The sequence below is a fragment of the Haemophilus sp. CCUG 60358 genome, from assembly GCF_001679485.1.
Lineage (GTDB): Bacteria > Pseudomonadota > Gammaproteobacteria > Enterobacterales > Pasteurellaceae > Haemophilus_D.
The window spans coordinates 129,734-156,170 of record NZ_LZOZ01000008.1; the positions used below are offsets into that span (position 1 = coordinate 129,734).

The 26,437-nt window shown below is 39.6% G+C and carries 29 protein-coding genes and 1 pseudogene; 23 read left to right on the forward strand and 7 right to left on the reverse strand.

Features of this window, described 5'->3' with window-relative positions:
- Positions 1-56: 56 nt before the first annotated feature.
- The 3 genes from rpmG to radC form a co-directional block, all read right to left on the reverse strand.
- Positions 57-227, reverse strand: coding sequence for a 50S ribosomal protein L33 (gene rpmG, locus A9500_RS03175; RefSeq protein ID WP_005613503.1), 171 nt, complete (start codon positions 225-227; stop codon positions 57-59).
- Between the two features lie 11 nt (positions 228-238).
- Entirely contained in the window at positions 239-475 is a 237-nt protein-coding gene (rpmB, locus tag A9500_RS03180; protein WP_005599762.1) for a 50S ribosomal protein L28, read from the reverse strand.
- Positions 476-693: 218 nt separating this feature from the next.
- Positions 694-1,359, reverse strand: coding sequence for a DNA repair protein RadC (gene radC, locus A9500_RS03185; RefSeq protein ID WP_065243868.1), 666 nt, complete (start codon positions 1,357-1,359; stop codon positions 694-696).
- 201 nt (positions 1,360-1,560) lie between these two features.
- On the opposite strand from radC, the gene coaBC reads away from it, so the two are divergent.
- The 5 genes from coaBC to crp all read left to right on the forward strand — a co-directional run bounded on the left by coaBC (position 1,561) and on the right by crp (position 4,874).
- Positions 1,561-2,763 (forward strand): bifunctional phosphopantothenoylcysteine decarboxylase/phosphopantothenate--cysteine ligase CoaBC, encoded by a 1,203-nt coding sequence (gene coaBC / locus A9500_RS03190; RefSeq protein WP_065243869.1) that lies wholly within the window; start codon positions 1,561-1,563, stop codon positions 2,761-2,763.
- A 73-nt stretch (positions 2,764-2,836) separates the two neighbouring features.
- Positions 2,837-3,292 (forward strand): dUTP diphosphatase, encoded by a 456-nt coding sequence (gene dut / locus A9500_RS03195; RefSeq protein WP_054419707.1) that lies wholly within the window; start codon positions 2,837-2,839, stop codon positions 3,290-3,292.
- A 3-nt stretch (positions 3,293-3,295) separates the two neighbouring features.
- Positions 3,296-3,949 carry a nucleoid occlusion factor SlmA gene (gene slmA / locus A9500_RS03200; RefSeq protein ID WP_005698358.1) on the forward strand — a complete coding sequence of 218 codons (654 nt, stop codon included), beginning with the start codon at positions 3,296-3,298 and terminating at the stop codon, positions 3,947-3,949.
- A gap of 21 nt (positions 3,950-3,970) precedes the next feature.
- Positions 3,971-4,189 (forward strand): YheU family protein, encoded by a 219-nt coding sequence (locus tag A9500_RS03205; protein WP_005695554.1) that lies wholly within the window; start codon positions 3,971-3,973, stop codon positions 4,187-4,189.
- A 16-nt stretch (positions 4,190-4,205) separates the two neighbouring features.
- On the forward strand, positions 4,206-4,874 hold the full coding sequence (crp, locus tag A9500_RS03210) for a cAMP-activated global transcriptional regulator CRP (RefSeq protein ID WP_065243870.1): 669 nt from the start codon (positions 4,206-4,208) through the stop codon (positions 4,872-4,874).
- 501 nt (positions 4,875-5,375) lie between these two features.
- Here crp and nagE read toward each other — a convergent pair.
- Positions 5,376-6,842 carry an N-acetylglucosamine-specific PTS transporter subunit IIBC gene (nagE, locus tag A9500_RS03215; RefSeq protein ID WP_014064025.1) on the reverse strand — a complete coding sequence of 489 codons (1,467 nt, stop codon included), beginning with the start codon at positions 6,840-6,842 and terminating at the stop codon, positions 5,376-5,378.
- Positions 6,843-7,069: 227 nt separating this feature from the next.
- Between nagE and A9500_RS03220 the strand changes: the two genes are divergently transcribed.
- From A9500_RS03220 to nagA, 6 genes are all read left to right on the forward strand, one after another.
- On the forward strand, positions 7,070-7,759 hold the full coding sequence (locus tag A9500_RS03220; RefSeq protein ID WP_065243871.1) for an N-acetylmannosamine-6-phosphate 2-epimerase: 690 nt from the start codon (positions 7,070-7,072) through the stop codon (positions 7,757-7,759).
- A gap of 15 nt (positions 7,760-7,774) precedes the next feature.
- Positions 7,775-8,713, forward strand: a complete 939-nt coding sequence (locus tag A9500_RS03225) for an N-acetylmannosamine kinase (protein WP_065243872.1) — start codon at positions 7,775-7,777, stop codon at positions 8,711-8,713.
- Positions 8,706-9,572 carry a MurR/RpiR family transcriptional regulator gene (locus A9500_RS03230; RefSeq protein WP_005698439.1) on the forward strand — a complete coding sequence of 289 codons (867 nt, stop codon included), beginning with the start codon at positions 8,706-8,708 and terminating at the stop codon, positions 9,570-9,572. The genes A9500_RS03225 and A9500_RS03230 overlap by 8 nt, the downstream gene beginning before the upstream one ends.
- 9 nt (positions 9,573-9,581) lie before the next feature.
- Entirely contained in the window at positions 9,582-10,460 is an 879-nt protein-coding gene (gene nanA / locus A9500_RS03235; RefSeq protein WP_005695560.1) for an N-acetylneuraminate lyase, read from the forward strand.
- A 90-nt stretch (positions 10,461-10,550) separates the two neighbouring features.
- Entirely contained in the window at positions 10,551-11,354 is an 804-nt protein-coding gene (gene nagB, locus A9500_RS03240) for a glucosamine-6-phosphate deaminase (RefSeq protein WP_065243873.1), read from the forward strand.
- Between the two features lie 36 nt (positions 11,355-11,390).
- Positions 11,391-12,536: an N-acetylglucosamine-6-phosphate deacetylase gene (gene nagA / locus A9500_RS03245; RefSeq protein WP_065243874.1), complete on the forward strand. Its 1,146-nt coding sequence runs from the start codon at positions 11,391-11,393 to the stop codon at positions 12,534-12,536.
- Between the two features lie 63 nt (positions 12,537-12,599).
- On the opposite strand, the gene recF is transcribed toward nagA, so the two are convergent.
- The 3 genes from recF to dnaA are packed head-to-tail and all read right to left on the reverse strand — an operon-like array spanning position 12,600 to position 16,166.
- Positions 12,600-13,682, reverse strand: a complete 1,083-nt coding sequence (recF, locus tag A9500_RS03250) for a DNA replication/repair protein RecF (RefSeq protein ID WP_065243875.1) — start codon at positions 13,680-13,682, stop codon at positions 12,600-12,602.
- Between the two features lie 5 nt (positions 13,683-13,687).
- Positions 13,688-14,788, reverse strand: coding sequence for a DNA polymerase III subunit beta (dnaN, locus tag A9500_RS03255; protein ID WP_014064018.1), 1,101 nt, complete (start codon positions 14,786-14,788; stop codon positions 13,688-13,690).
- 10 nt (positions 14,789-14,798) lie between these two features.
- Positions 14,799-16,166 (reverse strand): chromosomal replication initiator protein DnaA, encoded by a 1,368-nt coding sequence (dnaA, locus tag A9500_RS03260; protein ID WP_065243876.1) that lies wholly within the window; start codon positions 16,164-16,166, stop codon positions 14,799-14,801.
- Between the two features lie 318 nt (positions 16,167-16,484).
- Between dnaA and rpmH the strand changes: the two genes are divergently transcribed.
- The 12 genes and pseudogenes from rpmH (at position 16,485) to rlmC (ending at position 26,404) form a co-directional block, all read left to right on the forward strand.
- Positions 16,485-16,619: a 50S ribosomal protein L34 gene (rpmH, locus tag A9500_RS03265; protein WP_005539760.1), complete on the forward strand. Its 135-nt coding sequence runs from the start codon at positions 16,485-16,487 to the stop codon at positions 16,617-16,619.
- A 12-nt stretch (positions 16,620-16,631) separates the two neighbouring features.
- Positions 16,632-17,000 carry a ribonuclease P protein component gene (gene rnpA, locus A9500_RS03270; protein ID WP_065243877.1) on the forward strand — a complete coding sequence of 123 codons (369 nt, stop codon included), beginning with the start codon at positions 16,632-16,634 and terminating at the stop codon, positions 16,998-17,000.
- Positions 16,955-17,218, forward strand: coding sequence for a membrane protein insertion efficiency factor YidD (gene yidD / locus A9500_RS03275; protein WP_005695569.1), 264 nt, complete (start codon positions 16,955-16,957; stop codon positions 17,216-17,218). The genes rnpA and yidD overlap by 46 nt, the downstream gene beginning before the upstream one ends.
- Positions 17,218-18,846: a membrane protein insertase YidC gene (gene yidC / locus A9500_RS03280; RefSeq protein ID WP_065243878.1), complete on the forward strand. Its 1,629-nt coding sequence runs from the start codon at positions 17,218-17,220 to the stop codon at positions 18,844-18,846. The genes yidD and yidC overlap by 1 nt, the downstream gene beginning before the upstream one ends.
- A 43-nt stretch (positions 18,847-18,889) precedes the next feature.
- Complete coding sequence (locus tag A9500_RS03285; RefSeq protein ID WP_179854548.1) at positions 18,890-19,465, forward strand: hypothetical protein; 576 nt, start codon at positions 18,890-18,892, stop codon at positions 19,463-19,465.
- A gap of 53 nt (positions 19,466-19,518) precedes the next feature.
- On the forward strand, positions 19,519-20,877 hold the full coding sequence (mnmE, locus tag A9500_RS03290) for a tRNA uridine-5-carboxymethylaminomethyl(34) synthesis GTPase MnmE (protein WP_065243880.1): 1,359 nt from the start codon (positions 19,519-19,521) through the stop codon (positions 20,875-20,877).
- 10 nt (positions 20,878-20,887) lie between these two features.
- Positions 20,888-21,445, forward strand: a pseudogene (locus A9500_RS03295) (manganese efflux pump MntP family protein).
- A 67-nt stretch (positions 21,446-21,512) separates the two neighbouring features.
- Entirely contained in the window at positions 21,513-23,390 is a 1,878-nt protein-coding gene (gene ppiD, locus A9500_RS03300; RefSeq protein WP_065243881.1) for a peptidylprolyl isomerase, read from the forward strand.
- A 100-nt stretch (positions 23,391-23,490) separates the two neighbouring features.
- On the forward strand, positions 23,491-23,841 hold the full coding sequence (hinT, locus tag A9500_RS03305) for a purine nucleoside phosphoramidase (RefSeq protein ID WP_005695575.1): 351 nt from the start codon (positions 23,491-23,493) through the stop codon (positions 23,839-23,841).
- On the forward strand, positions 23,841-24,188 hold the full coding sequence (locus A9500_RS03310) for a DUF1425 domain-containing protein (RefSeq protein ID WP_005698418.1): 348 nt from the start codon (positions 23,841-23,843) through the stop codon (positions 24,186-24,188). Before hinT ends, A9500_RS03310 begins: the two co-directional genes overlap by 1 nt.
- Positions 24,189-24,191: 3 nt before the next feature.
- Positions 24,192-25,235 carry a beta-N-acetylhexosaminidase gene (gene nagZ, locus A9500_RS03315; RefSeq protein ID WP_065243882.1) on the forward strand — a complete coding sequence of 348 codons (1,044 nt, stop codon included), beginning with the start codon at positions 24,192-24,194 and terminating at the stop codon, positions 25,233-25,235.
- A complete protein-coding gene (gene rlmC / locus A9500_RS03320; RefSeq protein WP_065243883.1) occupies positions 25,232-26,404 on the forward strand; it encodes a 23S rRNA (uracil(747)-C(5))-methyltransferase RlmC in 1,173 nt (390 codons plus the stop codon). The genes nagZ and rlmC overlap by 4 nt, the downstream gene beginning before the upstream one ends.
- Positions 26,405-26,437 lie beyond the last annotated feature (33 nt).

The following is a 26,437-nucleotide window of genomic DNA, read 5'->3' on the forward strand; positions in this document are numbered from 1 at the left end:
AATTTGTGATATAAAAAAACCCGAACAATGTCGGGCTTTTTTCAAAATCAGCAAAATTATTTGATTTTTGCTTCTTTATAGATAACGTGTTTACGCACTACTGGATCAAATTTTTTGATTTCCATTTTTTCAGGCATATTACGTTTGTTTTTATCAGTTGTGTAGAAGTGACCGGTCTCTGCAGTAGAAACTAAACGGATTTTCTCACGAGCGCCTTTAGCTGCCATGTTTTAGCTCCTTAGATTTTTTCGCCACGAGCACGGATTTCAGCTAACACTGCATCAATGCCTTTTTTATCGATAATACGCATACCTTTCGCAGTTAAACGTAAGGTCACGAAACGGTTTTCACTTTCAACCCAGAAACGGTGAGTGTGAAGGTTTGGAAGAAAACGACGACGTGTCGCATTCAACGCGTGTGAGCGGTTGTTACCCACAGCTGGACGCTTGCCTGTTACTTGACAAACTCTAGACATAATAATCTCCAATAATTTAAATATAAGCTCGAGCTTATGGTTCGGATAATGAAGCTTAAAACTAAGCTTGCTTCCTCGTCAGGTCGCAGTATCCGACCCACTTACTATATTAAAGGTCGCAAATTATACTGACTTTATTTTCATTTCTCAAGTCCAAAAGCGATTTTTCCGTCTTTAAATGGAAATGAACGATAAAAAAATCATCAAATTCCCTAAAACTATAACAGATTATGTTCTGCAAAAGAATAACAAGTCCCTTTGCCGACAATAAAATGATCCAAAATACGAATATCCATTAACTCAGCAGCCTCAATAATTTTTTGTGTGATCATTTTGTCGGAATAGCTCGGTTCTGCTAGGCCAGAAGGGTGGTTGTGAGCCAAAATTAAGGCGGCTGCATTGCAGTAAAGGCTTTCTTTGATGATTTCACGAGGATAAACATTCGTCACATTAATTGTGCCTAAAAATAACCGCTCTTTTTTAATCAAACGATGTTGATTATCTAGAAATAACACCATAAAAATTTCACGTTCTTCGTGGTGAAGCTCCGCTTGAAGATAAAGCTTTACCGTAGATGTGTCGCTAAATACATGCTCTATCAGTAATTCTTGCTTCAGATAGCGTTTTGTCATTTCTGTGGTGGCTTGCAGTTGAATAAACTGCGTAATGCCTAATCCTTTTACTTTGCAAAAGGCTTCTTTATCTGCGCTTAATAAGCTTCGAAGAGAGCCAAAATGTTGCAGCACGTTATGTGATAATTCCATGACAGGGCAGCCTTTAATCCCTGTACGTAAGAAAATAGCGAGTAATTCGTGATCTTCTAGGGCTTCAACGCCATATTTCAACAATTTTTCACGAGGCATTAAAGGAGTGTTTGTTTGCATATTAATTAATGAAAAGAAAAAAGTGCGGTCAATTTTCAGGATGTTTTCAATCTTTGCGAGAAACTAGTTTTATTTTTGAAATCGAGATCGCAAAAATAAAATTTTTTATTGGCGAAATTTGAAGTAAAATAGGCGACCTTAAGTTGTTAAGTACTAACACACAAAACAGATCCATTCTATTAAGTTGCAGCGGAGTAGCAAATGAGCTTGAGCGGAAAGCGTATTGTTGTCGGGATTACAGGAGGCATCGCCGCCTATAAAACCATTGAGTTTATTCGTTTATTACGCAAATCTAACGCAGAAGTTCGAGTGGCTTTAACGCCAGCCGCTGCTGAATTTGTCACACCTTTAACGCTACAAGCCATTTCGGGTAATGCGGTTTCTCAATCTTTACTTGATCCACAAGCTGAATTAGCCATGGGACATATTGAGCTGGCCAAATGGGCTGATGCGATTGTGATTGCGCCGGCTAGCGCCGATTTTATTGCGCGTTTAACCGTTGGAATGGCTAATGATTTACTCAGTACGATTTGTCTCGCGACAAGTGCCCCTATTTTGCTCGCACCGGCGATGAATCAGCAAATGTACCGCCAGGCGATTACACAACAAAATTTGACCGCTCTTTCTGTGCGAGGTATTCATTTTGTTGGGCCAAATAGTGGCTTTCAAGCTTGTGGCGATGTGGGCGCAGGCAGAATGTCTGAACCGGCTGAAATTTTTGCGTCGCTTCAATCACTTTTTGCTGTTCAGCAGGATTTAGCCGATTTAAGTGTCACCATTACGGCAGGCCCAACGCGTGAGGCTATCGATCCTGTTCGTTATATTTCTAATCACAGCTCAGGTAAAATGGGCTTTGCAATTGCCGAGGCCTTTGCAAAACGTGGAGCAAATGTCACCTTAATTGCAGGGCCTGTTAATCTGGCTACACCGAAAAATGTTCATCGCATTGATGTGACAACCGCCCATGAAATGTGGCAAGCCTCCCTTGAAAGTGCGGTCAAAAATCGCATCTTTATTGGCTGTGCTGCGGTGGCTGATTATCGAGTTGCGGAAGTTGCTGATCAAAAAATTAAGAAAACCAATGATAACGATGAGCTTTCTCTTAAATTGGTGAAAAATCCAGACATTATCGCAAGTGTGGCAAGTTTAGAAAAAGATCGTCCATTTGTTGTGGGCTTTGCTGCTGAAACGCAAAATGTCGCTGAGTATGCGAAGAGCAAACTTCAACGCAAAAATTTAGATATGATTTGTGCCAATGATGTATCGGGTGGGCAAGTATTCGGACAAGATCAAAATGCCTTGCAGATCTTTTGGAAAACAGGCGAAAAAGCGTTGCCGTTAGCTGATAAAAATAAATTGGCAGAAGTGTTGGTCACTGAAATTGTTGAGCATTATCACAAATAAAATACGTTCAAAATTCGTTGAATTTTGTGACCGCACTTTTGTATGACAGATTTCTTTTAAAGGATAAATAAGCATGAAAAAAATTGATGTAAAAATTTTAGATAGCCGTATTGGCAACGAATTTCCTTTACCAACCTATGCAACCGAAGGTTCAGCAGGTTTGGATTTACGTGCGTTGCTTGAAGAAGGCATCGAAATTCAACCAGGCGAAACCAAACTTATCCCAACAGGCCTTTCAATTTATATTGCCGATCCAAATCTTGCAGCAGTGATTTTGCCTCGTTCGGGTTTAGGTCATAAACACGGTATCGTATTGGGTAACTTAGTGGGCTTAATTGATTCAGATTACCAAGGTCCATTAATGGTGTCTGTATGGAATCGTGGCCATGAATCGTTCAAAATTGAAGTCGGCGATCGCATCGCACAGTTAGTCTTTGTGCCAGTCGTACAAGCGGAATTCAATATTGTCAGCGAATTTACCGAAACTGAACGCGGTGAGGGCGGTTTTGGTCATTCAGGTAAAAAATAAACTATGGTAGAACAATTATCTCTCGTAGAAGTTGATGAGATTGCCGCGGAAATTAAACCGCCAAAAATCGAAAAACGCACGGTAAAAGAACGTCGTCAACAAGTGTTGACGGTGCTTACGCATATGCTACATTCTGAACGCGGAATGGAGCGTATGACAACAGCGCGTTTGGCGGAAGAAGTGGGTGTGTCAGAGGCGGCGCTTTATCGTTACTTCCCAAGTAAAACCAAAATGTTTGAAGCGTTGATCGATAATATCGAAGCGAATTTATTTAGCCGTATCACCACATCAATTCGTAATGAAACAAACACCATGAATCGAGTGCGTGACATTATGCAGATGATCCTTGACTTTGCGCGTAAAAACCCAGGTTTGACACGTATTTTAACCGGACATGCATTGATGTTTGAAGAACCACTTTTACAGGCTCGTGTTGCGCAATTTTTCGATCGTCTTGAAATGCAATTTGTGAATATTTTACAAATGCGAAAATTACGCGAAGGGCGCGGTTTTAACGTCGATGAACGCATTATTGCGGGGCATTTAGTGACGCTTTGTGAAGGGCAGTTTATGCGTTATGTCCGTACAAATTTCCGTTTAGGCGCAAATCAAAGTTTTGAACAGCAATGGCGTTTTCTTGAACCGCTTTTTGCTTAATTGACTTTAGTTGATAAATATATGATTATTCCATGGCAAGAACTGCCAACAGAAACCTTAGAAAATATTGTGGAAAGTGTGGTACTTAGGGAAGGCACCGATTATGGTTCACACGAATTTTCTTTAGAACAAAAAAAACAACACCTACTAAATAAGATTCACAATGGAAGTGCAGTGATTGTTTGGTCAGAATTACATGAATCCATTGATATAAAAGATAAAATGGAATTTCTAAAATGAATCAATAGGAGCTTATATGTCAGAAGATGTAGAATTACTTGAAGAACAAAAGTTACAAGACGATGATCAGCAACGCGATCCTGCTCTGGATTGGTTCCTAACCCACTGTCATTTGCATAAATATCCGGCAAAATCGACCTTAATCCATGCAGGGGAAGATGCCAATATTTTATATTTCTTAATTAAAGGAAGCGTGATGGTTTCATCGAAAGATGATGAAGGCAAAGAGATGATTTTATCTTATTTAGGTGCTGGACAATTTTTTGGTGAAGCGGGTTTATTTGATGAAGGTTCGAAACGTTCAGCTTGGGTGAAAACGAAAACCCCTTGTGAAATTGCAGAAATTTCTTATAAAAAATATCGTCAGCTTATCCAAATTAATCCTGAGATTTTAATGTTCCTTACTTCTCAGTTATCAAAACGCTTGCAAAATACATCTCGACAAGTGACTAACCTGGCCTTTTTGGATGTGGCGGGGCGTATTGCTCAGGCGCTTATGCATCTAGCAAAACAACCTGAAGCCATGACTCATCCGGATGGCATGCAGATTAAAATTACGCGTCAGGAAATTGGTCAAATGGTGGGCTGTTCACGTGAAACCGTAGGGCGAATAATTAAGATGCTGGAAGATCAAAATCTAATTCATGCGCACGGTAAAACCATTGTGGTTTACGGCACTCGATAGTAAAAATAACCGTCTTTAATAAGACGGTTATTTTGTTTTTGTTACATTGATGTGATAGTTGAAATGCCTTTGTTAATTTTTATACGAAAAGCGAAAAAATACTTCTTTTAGTGCAATATCTTAATTGACAAAATAGCGGAAGACTTCTATCATACCACTGCCTTCCAATGTAGTTTCTTTGGAAGTCAGGATTGGTCTCCTGAATATATAAGTGGCTTTTAAAAGATTCTTAATCTTTTAATTTTATATCGCAGACTGGAACCCCAGAGATGCTTTAAATCTATGGTGGGCTAGGTAGAAATCCCGCAGGGATGCGATGCAGTAAGCCACTTGCTGTTAAGACCAATTCTGCTTAGTTCCACCACCCTTCGAAACAATTTTCAAACTTTCATTTAACTCAACTCGAGCAACAAATTCTCAGCTAAAGTGCGGTCATTTTTACTTTGTTTTTGGCAAAAAAATACCGACCCATTTCTGAGTCGGTATTTCATTTGGTGTGTGTTATTTCACTTTTTGTTTCATAGCTTCTGCCACAAGTTCAGCTTCAGGGCCGAGAACCACTTGTAAGCCATCGTTACCGATTTTCACGATACCTTTTGCGCCAAGAGACTTGAGCTGTTCTTCATTAATTTTGTGTTGGTCCACTAAGCTTAAACGTAAGCGAGTGATACAAGCATCAATATTTTTGAAGTTATCAGCACCACCTAAAGCATCAATAAATTTGACCGCTCTTTCTTCACGAGATTGGCTCGCTGCTGGTTGTGCTGCAGTGGTTTCTTCTGCTTCTTCTGTACGACCTAATGTTTTTAAGTTGAAAGCCTTAATTGCAAAACGGAATACTGCATAGTAAATCACGAAGAATACTAAGCCTTGTACGATTAGCATATACCATTCAACGGCTAATGGGTTGCGTGATGAAAGTACCATATCCACGAGACCTGCACTGAAACCGAAGCCTGCGATCCAATGCATTGTTGCCGCGATAAAGACAGAAATACCAGTTAATACCGCGTGGATGAAGTAAAGCACTGGTGCAACAAACATGAAAGAGAATTCTAATGGCTCGGTGATACCAGTGAAGAATGAGGCAAATGCACCCGCAAGCATGATTGATGCCACTTTAGTTCTTTGACTTGGTTTAGCGCTGAGATAAATCGCTAATGCGGCACCCGGTAAACCGAACATCATAACAGGGAAGAAACCAGCTTGATACATACCCGTTACACCAACCGTTGCAGTGCCTTCAGCAAGTGATTTTGCACCACCTAAGAAGTTTGGAATGTCATTGATGCCAGCGACGTCAAACCAGAATACGGAGTTCAATGCATGGTGTAAGCCAACAGGAATGAGTAAGCGGTTGAAGAAACCGTAAAGACCAGCACCAACAGCGCCTAAGTCTTTAATGCTTTCACCGAATGACACTAAACCGCCGAAAATATATGGCCAGATGTAAAGCAATACGAAGCTGATGAACATCATGACAAAAGAAACGACGATTGGCACAAGACGTTTTCCGCTAAAGAAGGAAAGCGCTTTTGGCAATTCTACTTGATAGAAGCGGTTATAAAGTTCAGCTGAAATCACCCCGATCAAAATCCCAATAAATTGGTTATTAATTTTCCCGAAGGCGGCTGGCACTTCACTTACATCGATATGTTGCAGCTGAGCAACACTGCCAGGTGAAAGTAGAGTTGTTACCACATAGTAACCCACTAAACCTGAAAGTGCAGCAGAACCATGTTTGTCCTTAGATAAACCGAAAGCAACGCCAACGGCAAAAAGCAAGCCCATGTTATCAATGATAGCACCGCCTGATTTAATTAAAAATGCAGCAAGTTGACTGTTAGCTCCCCAGCCATCTGGGTCAAGCCAATAACCAATACCCATCAGTACTGCCGCTGCTGGTAAGACCGCAACAGGTACCATTAAGGCTTGCCCAATTTTTTGCGCATAACCTAACACATTCATTTTTTTCTCCTATTTATAGTAATGAAGTATTACTTCATATTCTAAAGTAAAAAAAAATATTTTGTACAAATGTGGTAACTTTATCTCAAAATTGAGAAGCCGATCACAAATTTTGAAATTGTACTTCAAAAAATATTTTTTTATGGTGCAAGTTTTACTGCGTTTTACTATAATGACCAGAAAGCCAAAATGGAAACCAAGTGTTACTGTCTAATGTAGGAGTTTATATGTCGAAATTATCACATAATGAAGTCTTAGATAAAATCAAATTTGGTCTTATTGCTTCTTGTCAGCCTGTCGATGACGGCCCGATGGATAAACCAGAAATCGTGGCAGCCATGGCACAGGCTTCTGTTGTTGGTGGTGCCGCTGGATTGCGTATCGAGGGCATAGAAAATCTTAAAGCAACACGTCCTACTGTGAATGTGCCGATTATTGGTATTGTGAAACGTGATTTACCTGACAGCCCTGTACGAATTACCCCGTTTTTGCATGATATTGAAGATTTAGCGAAAGCGGGTGCAGACATTATTGCCGTGGATGGGACAAATCGCCCTAGACCAGTAGATATTGAAAGTGCGGTCAAAAAAATCCACGAATTAGGCTGTTTAGCCATGGCGGATTGTTCGAATTTAGAAGAAGGCTTGTACTGTCAAAAACTCGATTTTGATATTGTGGGCAGTACGATGTCTGGCTACACAGGTGGTACTGTGCCAGAGGAGCCTGATTATCAATTGGTTAAAGATTTGAAAGCAGCAGGTTGCCGAGTCATGGCGGAAGGACGTTATAACACCCCGGAGTTGGCGAAAACTGCAATTGAAATTGGTGCTTATTGTGTGACCGTAGGTTCTGCATTAACTCGCTTAGAGCATATTGTAAGCTGGTTTGCACAAGCCATTCATTCAGCGAAAAAATAAATAAAGGAAGAAGATATGTCATTAACAGTGGATAGTGGTCAGACATTACAGTGTTGTTTGGCATTAGATATTGGTGGCACGAAAATCGCTTCTGCTATAGTGAAAAATGGTGAAATTCAACAGCGAAAACAGATTTCCACGCCACAAGATGATGCTGCGCAAGCGATGCATCAAACCCTTGCTCAGTTGTTAAAAGAATATGAAGGGCAGTTTGATTATGTCGCTGTTGCTTCAACGGGCATTATTAATCAAGGCATTCTGACCGCACTTAATCCTAAAAATTTGGGTGGATTAGCCCAATTCCCATTAAAAGACAGTATTGCACAGCACACCGATAAACCAATTGGCTTACTTAATGATGTGCAAGCGGCAGCCTATGCAGAGTATCAACTACAAAATCCTAATGATGTTCAAAACTTTACCTTTATTACTGTTTCTACAGGCGTAGGGGGCGGTTTAATTCTAAATCATCGTTTACTTACTGAGCCAAACGGCATTGCTGGGCATATAGGTCATACTTTAGCCGATCCTAATGGCCCAGTTTGTGGCTGTGGTCGCCGTGGTTGTGTTGAAGCTATTGCATCAGGTCGCGCGATTGAAGCGGTTTCTTCTCAATGGGATGATCCTTGTGATCCGAAAGAAGTCTTTGCGCGTTTCCGTCAAAATGATGAAAAAGCAACCGCACTTGTGACTCGTTCAGCCCAAGCTATTGCGAATTTAATTGCAGATTTGAAGATTGGATTAGACATGCAAAAAGTCGTGGTTGGTGGTAGCGTAGGGTTGGCAGAAGGTTATTTACCGCTAGTTCAATCTTTATTAAGTGAACTTCCCGCTGTTTATCATTGCGAATTAGAAAGTGCTCAATTTGGACAAGATGCAGGCTTGATTGGCGCGGCTTACTGGGTAAAAGATTGCTTATTACAAGCAAAAAATACGGGAGTGGTTTATGGCTAAAAACGGCAATATTTTAAATACCATCAGCTCGTTATATCGTAGTTTAACGAAAACAGAGAAAAAAATTGCGGATGCGATTTTGTTGAATCCCGATCTTGCGGTGCAAGCTCCTTTAGCTGAAATTGCCGCTCATTTAGAAGTGGGGGAGGCGACCTTTGTACGTTTTTGCCGTACTCTCGGCTTTAAAGGATTCAGTGATTTTAAATTGGAATTATCCATCGAGCTTGCCACAAAAGATGGCAAAGATAACACTGTATTAGATTCTGATATTACCGATTCTGACAACTCATTGAATATTGCGCATAAGCTGAAATCTGCCATCAATAACGTGATGGATGAAACCATTAATTTATTAGATTTTGAGCAGTTGGAAGAGGCAGTAAAAGCCATTCAACAAGCGAATCGTGTTTTCTTATTTGGTGTGGGGACATCTGGTATTACTGCGGAAGATGCCAAAAATAAACTGATGCGTATCGGTGTGCAAGTGGATGCCACGGGTAACAATCATTTTATGTATATGCAGGCATCGTTATTGACGAAAAAGGATGTGGCAATTGGTTTGAGCCATTCCGGTTATTCTCAAGAAACCACTCATACCATGAAAATCGCCAAAGAAAACGGTGCCAAAACCATTGCGATTACGCACAGTTTGCGTTCACCCATCACAGAATATGCCGATCTTGTTTTAGTGAATGGGAATAAACAAGGTAAGCTACAAGGCGACTCTATCGGCACGAAGATCGCTCAATTATTCGTATTAGATTTGATTTACGCTTTATTAGTACAGGCATCACAGGAAAGTGCGGTCAAAATAAAGCAAAAAACATTAAATGTCATTTTAGAACAACGTATCAAATAGGAGAGAAAAATGCGTAACTTAAAAGGTATTTTTAGTGCGTTATTAGTATCATTCAATGAAGATGGCTCTATCAATGAGAAAGGTTTGCGTGAAATTATTCGCTATAACATTGATAAGATGAAAATTGATGGTTTATATGTAGGCGGTTCAACAGGTGAAAACTTCATGCTTTCTACGGAAGAGAAAAAACAAATTTTCCGTATCGCGAAAGATGAAGCAAAAGACCAAGTTGCGCTAATCGCACAAGTGGGTAGTGTGAACTTACATGAAGCAGTGGAATTAGGTAAATATGCAACGGAATTAGGCTATGACAGTCTTTCTGCAGTAACCCCGTTCTACTATAAATTCAGCTTCCCTGAAATCAAACATTACTACGATACTATTATTGCGGAAACAGGCAATAACATGATCGTGTACTCAATTCCGTTCTTAACTGGCGTGAACATGGGTATTGAGCAATTCGGCGAACTTTATAAAAACCCGAAAGTGCTTGGTGTGAAATTTACCGCTGGGGATTTCTATCTATTAGAGCGCTTGAAAAAAGCTTATCCAAATCACCTCATTTGGGCTGGTTTTGATGAAATGATGGTACCTGCAGTCTCTCTCGGTGTAGATGGTGCGATCGGTAGTACATTCAACGTAAACGGTGTGCGTGCAAGACAAATCTTTGAATTAACCAAACAAGGTAAATTGGCTGATGCACTTCAAGTTCAACACGTGACTAATGACCTTATCGAAGGCATTTTAGCGAATGGCTTATATCTCACTATCAAAGAGTTATTGAAACTAGATGGTGTGGATGCAGGTTATTGCCGTGAACCAATGACAGCAAAAGCAACACCAGAGCAATTAGCAAAAGCGAAAGAGTTAAAAGCAAAATATTTATAAATTAATGGAAAAGTGACCGCACTTACTTCTTTCCTCCCTCTATAGCGGGGAGGAAAGAGTGTCAGTGTGGTACGGATAAGGAAGGTTATTATGCGTCTCATTCCTCTGAACAATGAACAACAAGTCAGCCGTTGGGCGGCGCGTCATATTGCTGATCGAATTAATCATTTTAAACCTACAGCAGAACGTCCTTTTGTATTAGGTTTACCAACAGGCAGTACACCACTTAAGACCTATCAAGAATTGATTAAATTAAATCAAGCGGGAGAAGTGAGTTTTAAACATGTGGTGACCTTTAATATGGATGAATATGTGGGTTTGCCAAAAGAACATCCAGAAAGTTATCACAGTTTTATGCATAATAATTTCTTCAACCATATTGATATTCAACCACAAAATATCAATATTTTGAATGGTAACACAGCTGACCATGATGAAGAATGTCGTCGTTATGAAGAAAAAATTAAATCTTACGGCAAGATTCATTTATTTATGGGCGGCGTAGGTGTTGATGGCCATATTGCCTTTAACGAACCTGCGTCTTCTTTAAGTTCGCGCACCCGTATTAAAACCTTAACACCAGATACCATTATTGCGAATTCTCGTTTCTTTAATAACGATGTAAATCAAGTACCAAAATATGCTTTAACAATCGGTGTGGGTACATTACTTGATGCTGAAGAAGTGATGATTTTAGCAACGGGCCATAATAAAGCGTTAGCCGTGCAAGCTGCAGTAGAAGGCGGTATTAATCACCTTTGGACAGTGAGTGCCTTACAGCTCCATCGCCATTTTGTTTTAGTATGTGATGAGCCTGCTCTGCAAGAATTAAAAGTGAAAACAGTGAAATATTTTACTGAATTGGAAGGTCGTGCGATTCATAGTGTGTTATAAGTGCGGTTAATTTTAATTTGATTTTAGGAAGGTATGATGAAGTATGCATTAATTAACAGCGTAATCTACACCAAAAATGAGGTGTTAAGAGATTATGCGGTGGTTATTGAAGGGGAATATATTCAATCCGTTATTCCACAAAGCGAATTAGAAAGTGGGATTAAAACCATTGATTTGCAAGGTCATAATCTCACGGCAGGCTTTATTGATCTGCAATTAAACGGTTGTGGTGGCGTGATGTTTAACGATCAAACAAGCGTAGAAACATTAGAAATTATGCAAGCGACTAATTTGAAATCAGGCTGTACTAGTTTCTTACCAACGTTTATTACTGCACCGGATGAAGATATCAAACGCGCAGTAAGTATCATGCGAGAGTATTTGAATAAGCATAAAAATCAAGCGCTTGGTTTACACATCGAAGGCCCTTATTTGAGCTTAGAGAAAAAAGGCGTACATCGCCCGGAATATATCCGTGAAGCGACGCCTGAGATGAAAGATTTCTTATGTGATAATGCGGATGTCATCACTAAACTGACAATTGCCGCTGAAAACCCAACGGTGCAATATATTCCTGATTTTGTGAAAGCTGGCATTATCGTGTCTATTGGCCATTCTAATGCAACTTATGAAGTGGCAAAAGCTGCCTTTCATAAAGGTGCGACGTTTGCTACTCACTTACACAATGCCATGTCGCCGATCAGTTCAGGACGAGCAATGGGCGTAGTTGGTGCAGTGTTAGATTCTGATGTTTACACGGGGATTATTGTAGATGGCGTGCATGTGAACTTTGGTAACGTTCGCTTAGATAAAAAAGCGAAAGGTGACAAACTTTGCATTGTAACCGATTCTCTTGCTGCTGCAGGTGCACCACCTGAATTGGAAACCTTTACCTTTGTAGGAAAACCAATTTATGTGAAAGATGGTCGTTGCTACGATGCAAATAGTACTATTGCAGGCGCATCAATTACCATGATGGAATCTATTAAAAATGCCGTGGAATATGTGGAAATTCCATTAGCAGAAGCAATTCGTATGAGTAATCTTTACCCTGCGAGAGCGATTGGCGTAGATGATCGTTTAGGCTCAGTTGAAGCAGGTAAGGTAGCAAACTTGGCAGTGTTCACAAAAGATTATGATGTGATTGGTACCGTATTAAACGGCGAATGGAAACCAAACTAAAGTGCGGTCAAAAATAGTATTGTTTTAAACGTAATCCGATCTTTAAACAGATCGGATTATTTTTTATGACTGTAGTACGGTGATCTTACCGGTATCCACTTGGAACAATTTTCCTTTTCCCACTTGCATCTCTTTGAGTTGACCTTGAGTGATGGCAGTAACAAAGACTTGAGATCCACTTTGTTGCAAGCGTTCCGCAAGCAAGGCACGTTTATGTTGATCCAACTCTGAGGCAAAGTCATCAATTAGGAAGATACAATGACGCTGTTTTTGAATCATTAAATGTTCACCTTGCGCTAAACGTAGCGCACACATCAATAATTTTAATTGACCACGAGAGAGCACATCTTCTACAGGTAATCCATTGGCTTTAAAACGGAAGTCCGCTTTTTGTGGTCCTGAAACCGTATAGCCAATGGCTTTGTCTCTCTCAAAGTTTTGCGCCAGTAATTCACCATATTCTGTCTCTTTCTCCCAGCCTTGATGAAAGCTAACAGTAATTTCTAATTCGGGTAAAAATAACTGGCAGGTTTTTTCAATTTCTGGGCGTAAGGCTTCTGCATATTCAGCACGCCAATCACTCACTTGGTGGGCTAATTTAGCTAATTCAATATCCCATATTTTTATTGCAGAATAAGGCTGATTTTGACTTAATGCGGCATTTCGCTGTTTTAATAAGCGGTTTAATGCGACCCAAGAGGAGTGAAAACTGTTATGGTGGTGGAATAAGCCCCAATCTAAAAATGCGCGTCGAAAGCTCGGTCCGCCATTTAATAGGGTAAGTCCCTCTGGCGTAATTAATTGCATCGGTAAAAGATGAGCAAGATCGGCAATTTTATTGCCATCTTCACCGTTTATTTTTGCGATGGTATTACCTTGACGAAGTTTTTGTAAGCCAACAGACCATTGATGTTGGCTTTCTTGAATTTGTCCAAAAAGCGTGAAATGAGGTTCGTCGTAAGAAATGATGCGATTAGAAACCGCACTTTTGAAAGAGCGTCCATGCCCGAGATAAAAAATAGCTTCTAATAAGCTCGTTTTTCCGCTGCCGTTATTGCCGACTAAAAAGTTAAAGCCGTGATCAAATTCAAGATCCACGGCATTTAGATTTCTAAATTTTTCAACAATTAAGCGGGAAATGGCCATTATTTCTAGAGGCGCATTGGCATAATGACGTATTCTGCGCTTGCATCTTCGCTGTTTTCAATTAAGCAGCTTGATGACGCATCTGTGAGGCGAATGCGTACTTGTTGGCATTTTAAGGCATTTAATACATCTAAAATGTAAGTCACATTAAAGCCTACTTCCATTTCTTCACCTTGATAATTCACATCCACGATTTCTTCTGCCACTTCGTGTTCTGGGTTCGATGCGGTAATTTTAAGTTGGTTTTCACTTAAGTTTAAACGCACGCTACGTACACGCTCATTAGAAAGGATCGAAGCACGTACAAAGGCTTGTTTTAAGGTTTCCCAGTTACCTTCTACGATACGCGTTGCATTACGTGGTAATACACGACGGTAATCCGGGAAGCGACCATCAATGAGTTTTGAGGTAAACACAATGTGGTTTAAGTGAATACGAAGATTATTCGTGCCGATTTGCAAACGAGCAAGTTCGTCACTGCTTTCTAATAAGCGATTCAGTTCTAATACACCTTTGCGAGGGAGAATAACTGAATGGGTTTGCAGATCTTGATCTAATTCGATCGTACAAACAGCAAGACGGTGACCGTCAGTTGCAACAGTACGTAATAAATTACCTTCCGTTTCAAATTTCATGCCGTTTAAGAAATAGCGGGCATCCTGGTTTGCCATTGAAAATTGGGTGGCTTCAATTAAGCGACGTAAGGTGCTTTGCGGTAAGGCAAAATCCACTTCAGATTGCCAATCTGTTAGATTTGGATATTCTTCAGCGGGCAGAGTAGTGAGATTAAACTTACTGCGACCAGACTCCACAATGGCGCGATCTTCTTCAAAGGTAACTGTAATTTCAAATTCATCTGATAGCGTGCGGCAAATATCTAAGAATTTTTTAGCCGGAATGGTGAACGCGCCATCAGCGGTTGAAGAAGAAAGTTGAGTATAGCTAGAAAGCTCAACTTCAAGGTCTGTACCTGTAATGGTTAAACGGTTATCTTCAATTTGTAATAACACGTTATTTAATACAGGAATATTCGGACGATTGCTCAATACGCCACAAACTTGCTGTAAGGGTTTTAATAGATTTTCTCTTGAAATGCTAAATTGCATCATTGGCTCCTTATGCAGATAATGTGCGAATTAAATTCGCCCAATCTTCTTGAATACTGCTATCTTTTTCACGGAATTTGGGCACTTCACGGCAGGCATTTAAGACTGTCGTATGGTCGCGTTCAAAGGCACGGCCAATTTCCGGTAAACTTTTATTGGTTAATTCTTTTGCTAACGCCATCGCAACTTGGCGTGGGCGAGTGACGGATCTCGCTCTGCTTTTTGATTTTAAATCCGCCACTTTAATTCGATAGTATTCTGCCACGACTTTTTGAATGTTTTCAATGGTGACCAAACGTTCTTGTAAGGCGAGAATATCTTTTAATGTGTCACGCACAAAATCAATATCAATGTGACCACCTTTGAAGTCTTGCATCGCTTTCACACGGTTTAACGCACCTTCTAATTCACGAACATTGGTGCGTAAGCGTTGGGCAATAAAGAATGCCACTTCTTCCGGCAGCTCCATATTATGTTCTTCTGCTTTTTTCAGCAAAATCGCAACACGAGTTTCTAAATCAGGTGGTTCAATCGCAGTGGTTAAACCCCAGCCGAAACGAGATTTTAGGCGTTCTTCAATTTTCTCAATTTCTTTTGGATAGCGGTCAGAGGTCAAAATAATTTGACGGCCAGTTTCAAATAAGCTATTGAAAATATGGAAAAATTCCTCTTGTGTCTTTTCTTTCTCTGCGAAGAATTGAATATCATCCACTAATAATGCATCAAGAGAACGATAGAATTTTTTGAATTGATCCATTTTATTATCACGCATCGCTTTGACCATGTGCTGCATAAAATTATTAGCATGGATATAAAGCACGCGGGCATTTGGTTTATTCGCTAAAATGCCATTACCGATTGCGTGTAATAAGTGGGTTTTACCTAAACCTGTCCCGCCATATAAAAAGAATGGGTTTGCTGTTGGTTCACCTGGTGCAAGAGCAAGTTTTTGACCTACTGCACGGGCGAGTTGGTTTGATTTACCTTCAACAAAGTTTTCAAATAAATGTTTACGATTTAGGTGTGATTCAAATTTAGTCGGCGCATCAGACTCTTGCTGAAAACTCACCGCACTTTCTTGATGATTAGATGATTGACTCGGGGTTGGTTCAATTGCTTTTGGTGCAGGTTTTACCCCTTCTTTTACGATAATTTGTAAATTTGGATTTTTAGCAAGGGCTTGGCAAATTTGATGAATTTGAGCCAAGTAATGATTTTCTACCCAGCTTTTCACAAACATATTGGACGCATATAACACCACTTGATCTTGCGAGATTACATCCGCTTGTAGTGGGCGTAACCAAGTACTGAGATCCATCGGGGAAACCTGATCTTGTAGTTGAGATAAGCAATCTTGCCATAGGGTAGAAAGGCTCACGATAAATTATCCTTATGTTATATGCGTATAAAATAAAAGCCGCAAAAGTGCGGTTAAAAATCGAAGAGAATTTTACAATAATTTAGGCAAAAGATCTTCTGTTGCTCATTAAAAAAAGACAAAAAGGTTGCTTGAGATTTTGCCCAAAATCCGTATAATCCCCACGATTTTAGAAGAAACGGAAGATTATTTCGGAATTTTCTCTTTTCTTATTTGACGAAAGCCCAATTTATGATTAAAATTGCGGTCTATTTTTTATAACCCTTGTTGTGTTTTGAATATCAAAACAGTAAACCATTTTGATTTAGGTAGATTACAATGAAACGTACATTTCAACCTTCTGTATTAAAACGTAGCCGTACTCACGGTTTCCGTGCTCGTATGGCAACTAAAAACGGCCGTCAAGTTTTAGCTCGTCGTCGTGCTAAAGGTCGTAAGAGTTTATCTGCATAATCACCGTTTTTAGTGATTAAGCTAAACTTCTCTCGGGAGTTACGATTGTTAACTCCCACTCAATTCAAAAATGTCTTCGAACAACCGTTTCGAGCAAGCACCCCTGAAATTACCGTTCTCGCACGCAAAAATAATCTTGAGCATCCACGCTTAGGTTTAACCGTGGCTAAAAAACATCTTAAACGAGCGCATGATCGTAATCGTATTAAACGTTTAGTTCGTGAAAGTTTTCGTTTATCTCAACATAATTTGCCTTCTTGTGACTTTGTCTTTGTGGCGAAACGTGGCATTGGTCAGCTTGATAATCAAACGTTTTTACAAACTTTGGATAAATTATGGGCACGTCACATTCGTTTGGCACAAAAATCCTCATCGCTTTAATTAAGTTTTATCAAGTAGCGATTAGCCCTTTAATTGGGCCGCGTTGTCGTTTTGTGCCAACCTGTTCTTGCTATGGTATTGAGGCGTTAAAAACACATGGATTGTTAAAAGGTAGTTGGCTTACGCTAAAACGTGTATTAAAATGTCACCCCTTAAGCGCCGGTGGATTCGATCCTGTTCCGCCGAAAAAGATTAATAATAACGATGAGAAAAAATAATGGACTCAAGACGTAGCCTATTAGTGCTTGCACTACTCTTTATTTCTTTCCTTGTTTATCAGCAATGGCAACTTGATAAAAATCCACCGGTTCAACAACAGACCACGGAACAAACAACAACCGCCTCTTCTGATGTACCGGCAAGTTCTTCTTCATCTGCCGAAGTAGTGGCAGACTCACAAACCAAAGGTCACATTATCACATTAGAAAATGATGTATTCCGTTTGAAAGTGGATACATTAGGTGGTGATGTAATTAGTTCTGAATTATTAAAATATGATGCAGAATTAAATTCAAAAGAACCTTTCGTTTTGTTAAAAGATACAAACGAGAATGTTTACATTGCACAAAGCGGCTTAATCGGTAAAAACGGGATCGATACAAAAGCAGGTCGCGCGCAATATCAAGTGACTGGCGACAATTTCAAATTAGCAGAAGGTCAAAATGAACTTTCTGTACCATTAACATTTGAAAAAGACGGTGTGACTTATCGTAAAATCTTTGTATTAAAACGCGATAGCTACGATGTAGGTGTTAACTTTGAAATTGTGAACCAAAGTGGTAGCGCAATTGAAGTTGAACCTTACGGCCAATTAAAACATACATTAGTTGAAAGCAGCGGTAACGTGGCAATGCCTACTTATACTGGTGGTGCGTATTCTTCTTCTGAAACAAATTACAAAAAATACAGCTTCAGCGATATGAAAGACAAAAATCTTTCTATCGATACCAAAGCAGGTTGGGTTGCTATTTTACAACACTATTTCGTATCAGCTTGGATCCCAAATCAAGATGTAAATAACCAACTTTATAGTATTACAGACAGCAAAAATAACGTTGCGTCTATTGGTTATCGTGGTCCAGTAGTATCTGTTCCAGCGGGGGCAACAGAAAAAATTACCAGCTCATTATGGACAGGTCCAAAATTACAAAACAAAATGGCTGAAGTGGCTAACCACTTAGATTTAACCGTCGATTACGGTTGGGCATGGTTCATCGCAAAACCATTATTCTGGTTATTAACCTTCATTCAAAGTATTGTATCTAACTGGGGTGTGGCAATTATTTGTGTCACCTTAGTGGTGAAAGCGATTTTATATCCGCTTACAAAAGCACAATACACTTCTATGGCGAAAATGCGTATGTTGCAACCGAAAATGCAAGAAATGCGCGAACGTTTTGGTGATGATCGCCAACGTATGAGCCAAGAAATGATGAAACTTTACAAAGAAGAAAAAGTAAATCCACTTGGCGGTTGCTTACCATTAATCCTTCAAATGCCAATTTTCATCGCATTATACTGGACGTTTATGGAAGCGGTTGAACTTCGCCATGCGCCATTCTTTGGTTGGATTCAAGATTTATCGGCACAAGACCCTTACTACATTCTCCCAATCTTAATGGGCGGATCAATGTTCTTGTTACAAAAAATGTCACCGACACCAGTTGCAGATCCAATGCAACAAAAGGTGATGAACTTTATGCCGTTGATCTTCATGTTCTTCTTCCTCTGGTTCCCAGCAGGTCTAGTACTTTACTGGTTAGTGTCTAACTTAATCACTATCGTACAACAACAAATGATCTACCGTGGTTTAGAGAAAAAAGGGTTACATACCCGTAAAAAATAATCACTAACCGCATCTTTGGGTGCGGTTTTTACATATGTTAATAATGTTCAATACAAGACTAAAAGTCATTTCGTTATTTATTTTAATTGGGTTAATTATATATCCTACGTTTTCAGATAAGACCCTACTTCCTGGTGCACGTCTTGATGTTTATGTTTCCCTTGTATTAAGCATTCTTCTTTTTTTTGTCGTGATTTATTGGGAAGTGGAAAATGTCCTTTTACAAAGAAAGGCAAAGCCTAAAAGAGCTTCCAATAAAAAGAAATCCAAAGAAAATATTTTTTATCACATACTCATGAAAGTATTGGGGTATATTATTATGTGTAGTGGTTTTTTTTGTTGCTTTTTCTTACTTTCAAACACTTTATTAACGTTCTATGTTTCCATTTGGGGACAAGAAGAAAACTATATAGCCGAGGTTACTTATAAGCGTAAAAACAAATCGATATATAGTATTAATATTTCATCTAATCAATATGGAAATGAAAGATTCACTTCTAAAAAGGTTTATAATTCGGTAGAGAATGGGCAAATACTCCAAATTTATAAAAAAAGAACGAGCTCGCTCTCCTATATTGATGCATCTGAAGTAATGAAACTTAATGCTCTTTCCAATTAATTTTTCCTCAAGATAACCGCAATATTAGAGCGGTCAATTTTTAGTGAGTTTTTATGAAAGAAACAATCGTCGCACAAGCGACAGCGCCAGGACGTGGCGGTATTGGTATTTTGCGTGTATCCGGCCCGAAAGTGGTTGAAGTAGCACAAGCGGTACTAGGTAAATGTCCTAAACCACGCATGGCAGATTATCTACCTTTTAAAGATGCTGATGGCACAGTATTAGATCAAGGCATTGCGCTTTATTTTAAATCACCGAATTCCTTTACCGGTGAAGACGTATTGGAATTGCAAGGCCATGGTGGACAAGTGGTATTAGATTTGTTGCTAAAACGAATCTTACAACTTGATGGCGTTCGTCTTGCACGTCCAGGTGAATTTTCTGAACAGGCTTTTTTAAATGATAAGTTAGATTTAGCTCAAGCAGAAGCGATCGCGGATTTAATTGATGCGACTTCGGAGCAAGCCGCTCGTTCTGCATTAAAATCGCTACAAGGTGAATTTTCCAATAAAGTGAATCAGTTAGTGGATTCCGTGATTTATCTGCGTACTTATGTGGAAGCGTCGATTGATTTCCCCGATGAAGAAATTGACTTTTTGGCAGACGGTAAAATCGAAGCAAAATTACGAGAAATTATTGATCAACTTGATTTAGTTCGTAGTGAAGCGAAACAAGGCTCGATTTTGCGTGAAGGGATGAAAGTGGTGATTGCCGGTCGTCCAAATGCTGGTAAATCAAGTTTACTGAATGCTTTAGCGGGCAGAGAAGCAGCCATTGTGACAGATATTGCAGGAACAACGCGCGATGTGTTGCGTGAGCATATTCATATTGATGGCATGCCTTTACATATTATTGATACCGCAGGGCTTCGTGAAGCGACAGATGAAGTTGAACGTATTGGGATTTCGCGTGCCTGGACGGAGATTGAGCAAGCCGATCGTATTATCTTAATGTTAGACAGTAGCGATCCTGATAGCCAAAATATTGAAAAAGTGCGGTCAGAATTTTTATCAAAATTGCCGAATAATATGCCGGTGACTATCGTTCGCAATAAAGTAGATTTAAGTGGCGAGGCCGTTGGGCTAAAAGAAGAAAATGGAACAACGACCGTTTGTTTATCCGCCCAAACACATCAGGGTGTAGATTTATTGCGTGAGCATTTAAAACAGGCTATGGGCTTCCAAACAGGGATGGAAGGTGGTTTCTTAGCACGCCGTCGTCATCTTGATGCCTTAGAAAAAGCGGCTGAACATTTACAAATTGGGTTAGTCCAATTAACTGAATTTCATGCAGGTGAATTATTGGCGGAAGAACTTCGTTTAGTACAAGCTAACTTAAGTGAAATTACGGGGCAATTTACTTCGGATGATTTGCTCGGCAATATTTTCAGTTCTTTCTGTATTGGAAAATAAACTGTAGTTTATGACTTTTCATATGTTGTGGGTCATTGCGCTTGGTCTTTCGATGGATGCCTTTGCAGTTTCCATCTCTAAAGGCTTAGCAATGCGCGCTTTTCGATGGAAACAAGCATTAGCTATCGCATGCTGTTTTGGGTTATTCCAAGGCATCATGCCTGCGATAGGCTATGTTGTCGGACTGCAATTTAGTCAGATGATTCAAAATTGAGATCATTGGATTGCCTTTGTTTTGCTTGCGCTCATCGGTGTGAATATGATTCGAGAAGGACTTAGCTCGGATGATGAACCTACTCCCTCATTGATTAGTTTAAAACACTTGCTAACACTTGGTGTGGCAACGAGTATTGATGCGTTAGCCGTCGGTGTCTCTTTTGCTTTTCTTTCCGTGGACATTTTATTGGCTGTTTTCATCATAGGTTTAACAACCTTTGTCATCTCTTTTATTGGTGTAAAGAGCGGTCATTTTTTAGGGAAAAAATTCAAAAGCAAAGCAGAGATTTTTGGCGGTTTAGTGTTATTCGTCATGGCCGTGAAAATCCTACACGAACATGGTGTTTTTTAAGTGCGAATTTTCGCCTTTTAGATTATAATCTTACGAACTTTGTCTTTTTTAAAAGGGTAATAATTGAATGTTAATTGAAAAAATGCATGGCGTCGCCCATAGCTTTATCGGGAAAGCGATCTTTGCTTTACTTCCAGTTTCATTTTTAATCGGTGGGATGTCAGGCTATTTGTATGGTGGCAACGAGAGTTTTGCTGCAAAAGTAAATGGCGAAACTATCTCTCAACAAGATTTCTTAAATCGTTACAACCAAGAGTTTGAAGCGCGAGCACAACAAGAAGGCGAGAGTTTCTTAGCGAAAACTGATTCTGTGGAATTTGTGACCGCACTTCGTCAAAATTTAATTCAACGTTTAGTTGATCAAGAATTAATCCGTCAATATGCCAAAGAATTAAAATTAGGTGTAAGTGACGACATGATCAAACGTGCGATTGTAAGCGATCCTAACTTACAATCTAACGGTAAATTTGATAACGCTCGTTATCAACAATTATTGACTCAAAATGGTTTAACGTCAGATACTTATGCGGCTATTTTACGTAATGCATTAACACTTGAACAAATGCAAAACGGTTTGGCTGACAGTGAATTTGTTGTGCCGGCTCAAGTAAAAGATAGTGCACAAACCTTTTTCCAAAAACGTATCGCTCGTCTTGCAACCCTTCCATTAGCTGATGAAGTGGCAAAACAAAAGGTTACAGAAGAAGAAATTAAAGCGTATTACGATGCGAATGCGAAATCGCTTGTTCAACCTGAACAGGCGAAAGTGCAATATATTCGCGTTTCAGCGAATGAATTAGGTAAATTACAACCTGTCACTGAAACACAAATTGCGCAATATTATCAAGAAAATAAAGCGCAATTTATTAGCCAAAAATTAGCACATATCCAATTAGCCACTGAGAAAGAAGCGGATGCGGTTTATCAAGAACTGCAAAAAGGCGCTGATTTTGCTGAGTTAGCAAAAGCGAAATCCGTGGATAAACTTTCTGGTGCACAAGGCGGTGAATTAGGTTGGGTAAAAGACAACGAATTACCGAAAAACTTTGAAGATGCGGCATTATTATTAAATGTTGGTCAATACAGCACACCAGTTAATGTAGATGGGGCTTACCATATTATTTTAGTGCAAGATCGTAAAGAACGTACGTTAGATGAAGTAAAAGAGCAAATCGCGGATATCGTACGTAAAAACTTAGCAGGAAGTCGTTTCCAAGCGGTAGAAAAAGCGGTTCGTGCAAAAGCAGCAGAAAGCAGTGATTCTTTAGCTGCGGTAGCAGAAGCAGCAGGCGTGAAAGTGGAAGAAACAGATTATTTCGGTAAAAATAATGTCCCTGCGGCATTAAATTTCCCAAATGTGACTTCTACCATTTTTGAATCAGATATTGCAAACGGCGGTGCAAATTCTGAGCCATTAACGGTTGGTGAAAATGAATTTGTTGTGGTACGTGTCGTGGATCATAAAGCTGAAGGTTTACAAAGCCTTGATGAAGCGAAATTAACGATTGAGCAGTTCTTAAAACGTGAAAAAGCCGATAAAGTATTAGCTGAAAAAGCAGAGCAAGCGGTTAAAGCGCTATCTGCCGATCCAACCAAATTACCTGCAGGTATTAGTTTTGGTGAGCCACAAACCTTTACGTTAGTGGATAATAAAGATCCGGTGCTTTATGAAGGTGTATTTGCCATTGCAAAACCACAAGATGGTAAAGTGGCTTATCAAGTTGCTCGTAACAGCAAAGGTGATATGGTTGTGGTTGCTCTTGAACGTGTAGAAGAGCCTACTTTAAGTGAACAAGAATTAGCGAAATTTAGCACTCAACTTGTTCGTGCACGTCAAGGCGAATTGCAAGGACAGTTAATGCAAGCATTGCGTGAAAAAGCACAAATCGAGATTAATACCAGCTTTATTAATCAAGATGATTCAGAAGAAGGTGCGGCTCACTAAGCTGATTGAAATGTCATTCATCATCAATTTCTGATGGAAAATAAAAGCAAAGTGCGGTAAATTTTGACCGCACTTTTTTATATAAAATAAGGAGAAGACGATGGCTCAAGAAACCATTTTCAGCAAAATTATTCGTAAAGAAATTCCTGCCAATATTGTTTATCAAGATGAATTAGTAACCGCATTCCGTGATATTTCACCGCAAGCGAAAACCCATATTTTGATTATCCCAAATAAAGTCATTCCAACGGTTAATGATGTGACGGAACAAGATGAAGTTACCTTGGGTCGCTTATTTACTGTTGCGGCTAAAATTGCTAAAGAAGAAGGCATTGCCGAAGACGGTTACCGTTTAATTGTGAACTGTAATAAACATGGTGGACAAGAAGTATTCCATATTCATATGCATCTTGTTGGTGGTGAACCTTTAGGTAGAATGTTGGCGAAATAATGAAAAAGATCCTAATTACAGCAACGGTATTATTTTTAACGGCTTGTTCATCTGCACCAAATATTGTGGGAACCAATAAGCCAATTTTAAATATGGCGGCAAATTTAGCACCAGCTTTAGATGTTGATTTGTCTGATAATACCGCAGCCTTAAAAAATAAAACTACACAACAACTCAATGTGCTTTACCATCTTTATTGGTATAACACACAAGGTGTAACGCAAGTTTGGCCGAATCAGCAAGAAAGCCAATCAGGCAATATTTTATTACAACCACAAGAGAAGAAAGTGTTTGAACTACCAAAACCAAGCACAGAAAGTACTAATTATCGTCTTTATTTACAATAGTTTATGTCCACACTATTAATTGACCTTGAAGGTCATGAACTCAAACAAGAAGAAGTTGAATTACTGGAACATCCTTTAGTTGCCGGTTTGATTTTATTTACCCGCAATTTTTATGATCGTCAGCAAGTTCAAGAGTTAATTAAATCCATTCGTCAGCGAGTAAAAAAGCCTTTATTGATCACGGTCGATCAAGAAGGTGGTAGAGTACAACGTTTCCGTGAAGGTTTCACTCAGCTCCCCGCAATGCAGGCGTTTGCGGCATTAGTTAAGGATTCAACTCAGCAACAACAAATAGCAAAAGAAGCGGGTTGGCAAATGGCGGCTGAAATGGTGGCGCTAGATATTGATTTGAGTTTTGCTCCGGTGTTGGATTTGGGGCATGAATGTCGTGCGATTGGCGATCGTAGTTTTGGCTGTGATGTAAAAAGTGCGGTCAATTTGGCGGCTGCTTTTATTGATGGTATGCACCAAGCAGGCATGGCAACAACAGGAAAACACTTCCCGGGACACGGTCATGTTTTAGCCGATTCTCATCTTGAAACCCCTTATGATGAGCGTGCAAAGGAAGCGGTTTTTAATCATGATATTTTGCCATTCCAGCAATTAATTCAACAGAGTAAGCTTGATGCGATTATGCCGGCTCACGTGATTTATACACAATGTGATAGTCAACCAGCAAGTGGTTCGAGTTATTGGTTAAAAGAAATTTTGCGTAAACAGTTAGGCTTCCAGGGGGCGATTTTCTCTGATGATTTAGGCATGAAAGGCGCAGGCTTTATGGGCGATTTTGTGGCTCGTAGTGAAAAAGCCTTGAATGCTGGTTGTGACTTATTATTGCTTTGTAATGAACGTGAAGGTGTCATTCAAGTGCTTGATAATCTCAAGTTAGAGGAAACCACAGAGCATTTCGCAGCACGCCAAGCTCGCTTGAAATCTCTCTTTAAACAAAAATCCTTTGATTGGTCAGAACTCACAAAAACTTCGCGTTGGATTGAAAATCATCAAAAACTGACCGCACTTCAACAAGAGTGGCTTGCTTCTAAATGACTGATTGCCATCATTATCAAAAAGGCGATTGCCGTTCTTGTCAATGGCTTGAAATGCCTTATGAACAGCAACTTGCCAAGAAAGAAGAGCATCTAAAACAACAACTTGCCAAATTAGATTGTGATAATTTAATTTGGCATCCGCCTTTTTATTCCTCCGAGTCAGCCTTTCGTAATAAAGCAAAAATGGTTGTGAGTGGGGCGGTAGAACGTCCCATTTTAGGTATTTTACAAGACCCGAATGATCCACAAAGTGCGGTGGATTTATGTGATTGCCCGCTTTATCCGCAACGCTTTGCTGAACTCTTTCCGATTCTAAAAGATTTTATTGGACGCGCGGGTTTAGTCCCTTATAACGTGGCTAAACAAAAAGGTGAGCTCAAATATATTCTGCTCACAGAAAGCCAACATACAAAAAAATTGATGTTGCGTTTTGTATTACGTTCAGAAACTAAATTGCCGTTAATTCAACGTGAATTTGCAGGGCTATTGGAAAAATTACCACAACTTGAAGTGGTGAGTGTGAATATTCAACCCCAACATGCAGCGATCTTAGAAGGTGAGAAAGAAATCTTTTTGACGAACCAACATACTTTATTGGAAAGTTTTAATGGTATTCCGCTCTTTATTCGCCCTCAAGGTTTCTTTCAAACGAACCCACTAGTAGCACAAGGATTATATGCAACGGCGCAAGATTGGGTGCAAGATTTGCCGATTACTAAACTTTGGGATCTCTTTTGTGGCGTTGGGGGCTTTGGACTTCATTGTGCTAAAGCTTTACAGGATAAACATCAACAAGAAGTGGAATTGATCGGGATTGAAATTTCTCCATCTGCTATTCAAGCGGCGACTCAATCTGCTCAGGTGTTAGGGCTAAACAACGTTAAATTCCAATCTTTGGATGCCGCTAATTTTGCTTTAGCACAAGATGAAAATAAACCGGATTTGGTGATCGTCAACCCGCCTCGTCGAGGTATCGGAAAGGAACTCGCTGAATTTCTCAATGAAATGCAACCGCACTTTATTCTTTATTCTAGTTGCAACTCGATTTCCATGGGAAAAGATTTGCAGCATCTAACCAATTATAAACTTACTCAAATTCAATTATTTGATATGTTTCCGCATACAGCGCATTATGAAGTACTGACATTGCTGAAACTCAATTCCTAATAAAAAAGCTAACATCTCTGTTAGCTTTTTTAT

Bases quoted from the DNA above. Each gene is read 5' to 3' on its own strand.
- mnmE (WP_065243880.1), top strand. From the start codon at position 19,519: ATGAAAGAAACAATCGTCGCACAAGCGACAGCGCCAGGACGTGGCGGT.
- nagA (WP_065243874.1), top strand. From the start codon at position 11,391: ATGAAGTATGCATTAATTAACAGCGTAATCTACACCAAAAATGAGGTG.
- rpmB (WP_005599762.1), bottom strand. From the start codon at position 475: ATGTCTAGAGTTTGTCAAGTAACAGGCAAGCGTCCAGCTGTGGGTAAC.
- recF (WP_065243875.1), bottom strand. From the start codon at position 13,682: ATGGCCATTTCCCGCTTAATTGTTGAAAAATTTAGAAATCTAAATGCC.
- nanA (WP_005695560.1), top strand. From the start codon at position 9,582: ATGCGTAACTTAAAAGGTATTTTTAGTGCGTTATTAGTATCATTCAAT.
- yidD (WP_005695569.1), top strand. From the start codon at position 16,955: ATGGGCACGTCACATTCGTTTGGCACAAAAATCCTCATCGCTTTAATT.
- nagZ (WP_065243882.1), top strand. From the start codon at position 24,192: ATGTCCACACTATTAATTGACCTTGAAGGTCATGAACTCAAACAAGAA.
- coaBC (WP_065243869.1), top strand. From the start codon at position 1,561: ATGAGCTTGAGCGGAAAGCGTATTGTTGTCGGGATTACAGGAGGCATC.
- ppiD (WP_065243881.1), top strand. From the start codon at position 21,513: ATGTTAATTGAAAAAATGCATGGCGTCGCCCATAGCTTTATCGGGAAA.
- A9500_RS03310 (WP_005698418.1), top strand. From the start codon at position 23,841: ATGAAAAAGATCCTAATTACAGCAACGGTATTATTTTTAACGGCTTGT.
- A9500_RS03220 (WP_065243871.1), top strand. From the start codon at position 7,070: ATGTCGAAATTATCACATAATGAAGTCTTAGATAAAATCAAATTTGGT.
- A9500_RS03225 (WP_065243872.1), top strand. From the start codon at position 7,775: ATGTCATTAACAGTGGATAGTGGTCAGACATTACAGTGTTGTTTGGCA.
- nagE (WP_014064025.1), bottom strand. From the start codon at position 6,842: ATGAATGTGTTAGGTTATGCGCAAAAAATTGGGCAAGCCTTAATGGTA.
- rpmG (WP_005613503.1), bottom strand. From the start codon at position 227: ATGGCAGCTAAAGGCGCTCGTGAGAAAATCCGTTTAGTTTCTACTGCA.
- dut (WP_054419707.1), top strand. From the start codon at position 2,837: ATGAAAAAAATTGATGTAAAAATTTTAGATAGCCGTATTGGCAACGAA.
- A9500_RS03230 (WP_005698439.1), top strand. From the start codon at position 8,706: ATGGCTAAAAACGGCAATATTTTAAATACCATCAGCTCGTTATATCGT.
- radC (WP_065243868.1), bottom strand. From the start codon at position 1,359: ATGCAAACAAACACTCCTTTAATGCCTCGTGAAAAATTGTTGAAATAT.
- rpmH (WP_005539760.1), top strand. From the start codon at position 16,485: ATGAAACGTACATTTCAACCTTCTGTATTAAAACGTAGCCGTACTCAC.
- nagB (WP_065243873.1), top strand. From the start codon at position 10,551: ATGCGTCTCATTCCTCTGAACAATGAACAACAAGTCAGCCGTTGGGCG.
- A9500_RS03205 (WP_005695554.1), top strand. From the start codon at position 3,971: ATGATTATTCCATGGCAAGAACTGCCAACAGAAACCTTAGAAAATATT.
- crp (WP_065243870.1), top strand. From the start codon at position 4,206: ATGTCAGAAGATGTAGAATTACTTGAAGAACAAAAGTTACAAGACGAT.
- dnaN (WP_014064018.1), bottom strand. From the start codon at position 14,788: ATGCAATTTAGCATTTCAAGAGAAAATCTATTAAAACCCTTACAGCAA.
- slmA (WP_005698358.1), top strand. From the start codon at position 3,296: ATGGTAGAACAATTATCTCTCGTAGAAGTTGATGAGATTGCCGCGGAA.
- A9500_RS03285 (WP_179854548.1), top strand. From the start codon at position 18,890: ATGTTCAATACAAGACTAAAAGTCATTTCGTTATTTATTTTAATTGGG.
- yidC (WP_065243878.1), top strand. From the start codon at position 17,218: ATGGACTCAAGACGTAGCCTATTAGTGCTTGCACTACTCTTTATTTCT.
- hinT (WP_005695575.1), top strand. From the start codon at position 23,491: ATGGCTCAAGAAACCATTTTCAGCAAAATTATTCGTAAAGAAATTCCT.
- rlmC (WP_065243883.1), top strand. From the start codon at position 25,232: ATGACTGATTGCCATCATTATCAAAAAGGCGATTGCCGTTCTTGTCAA.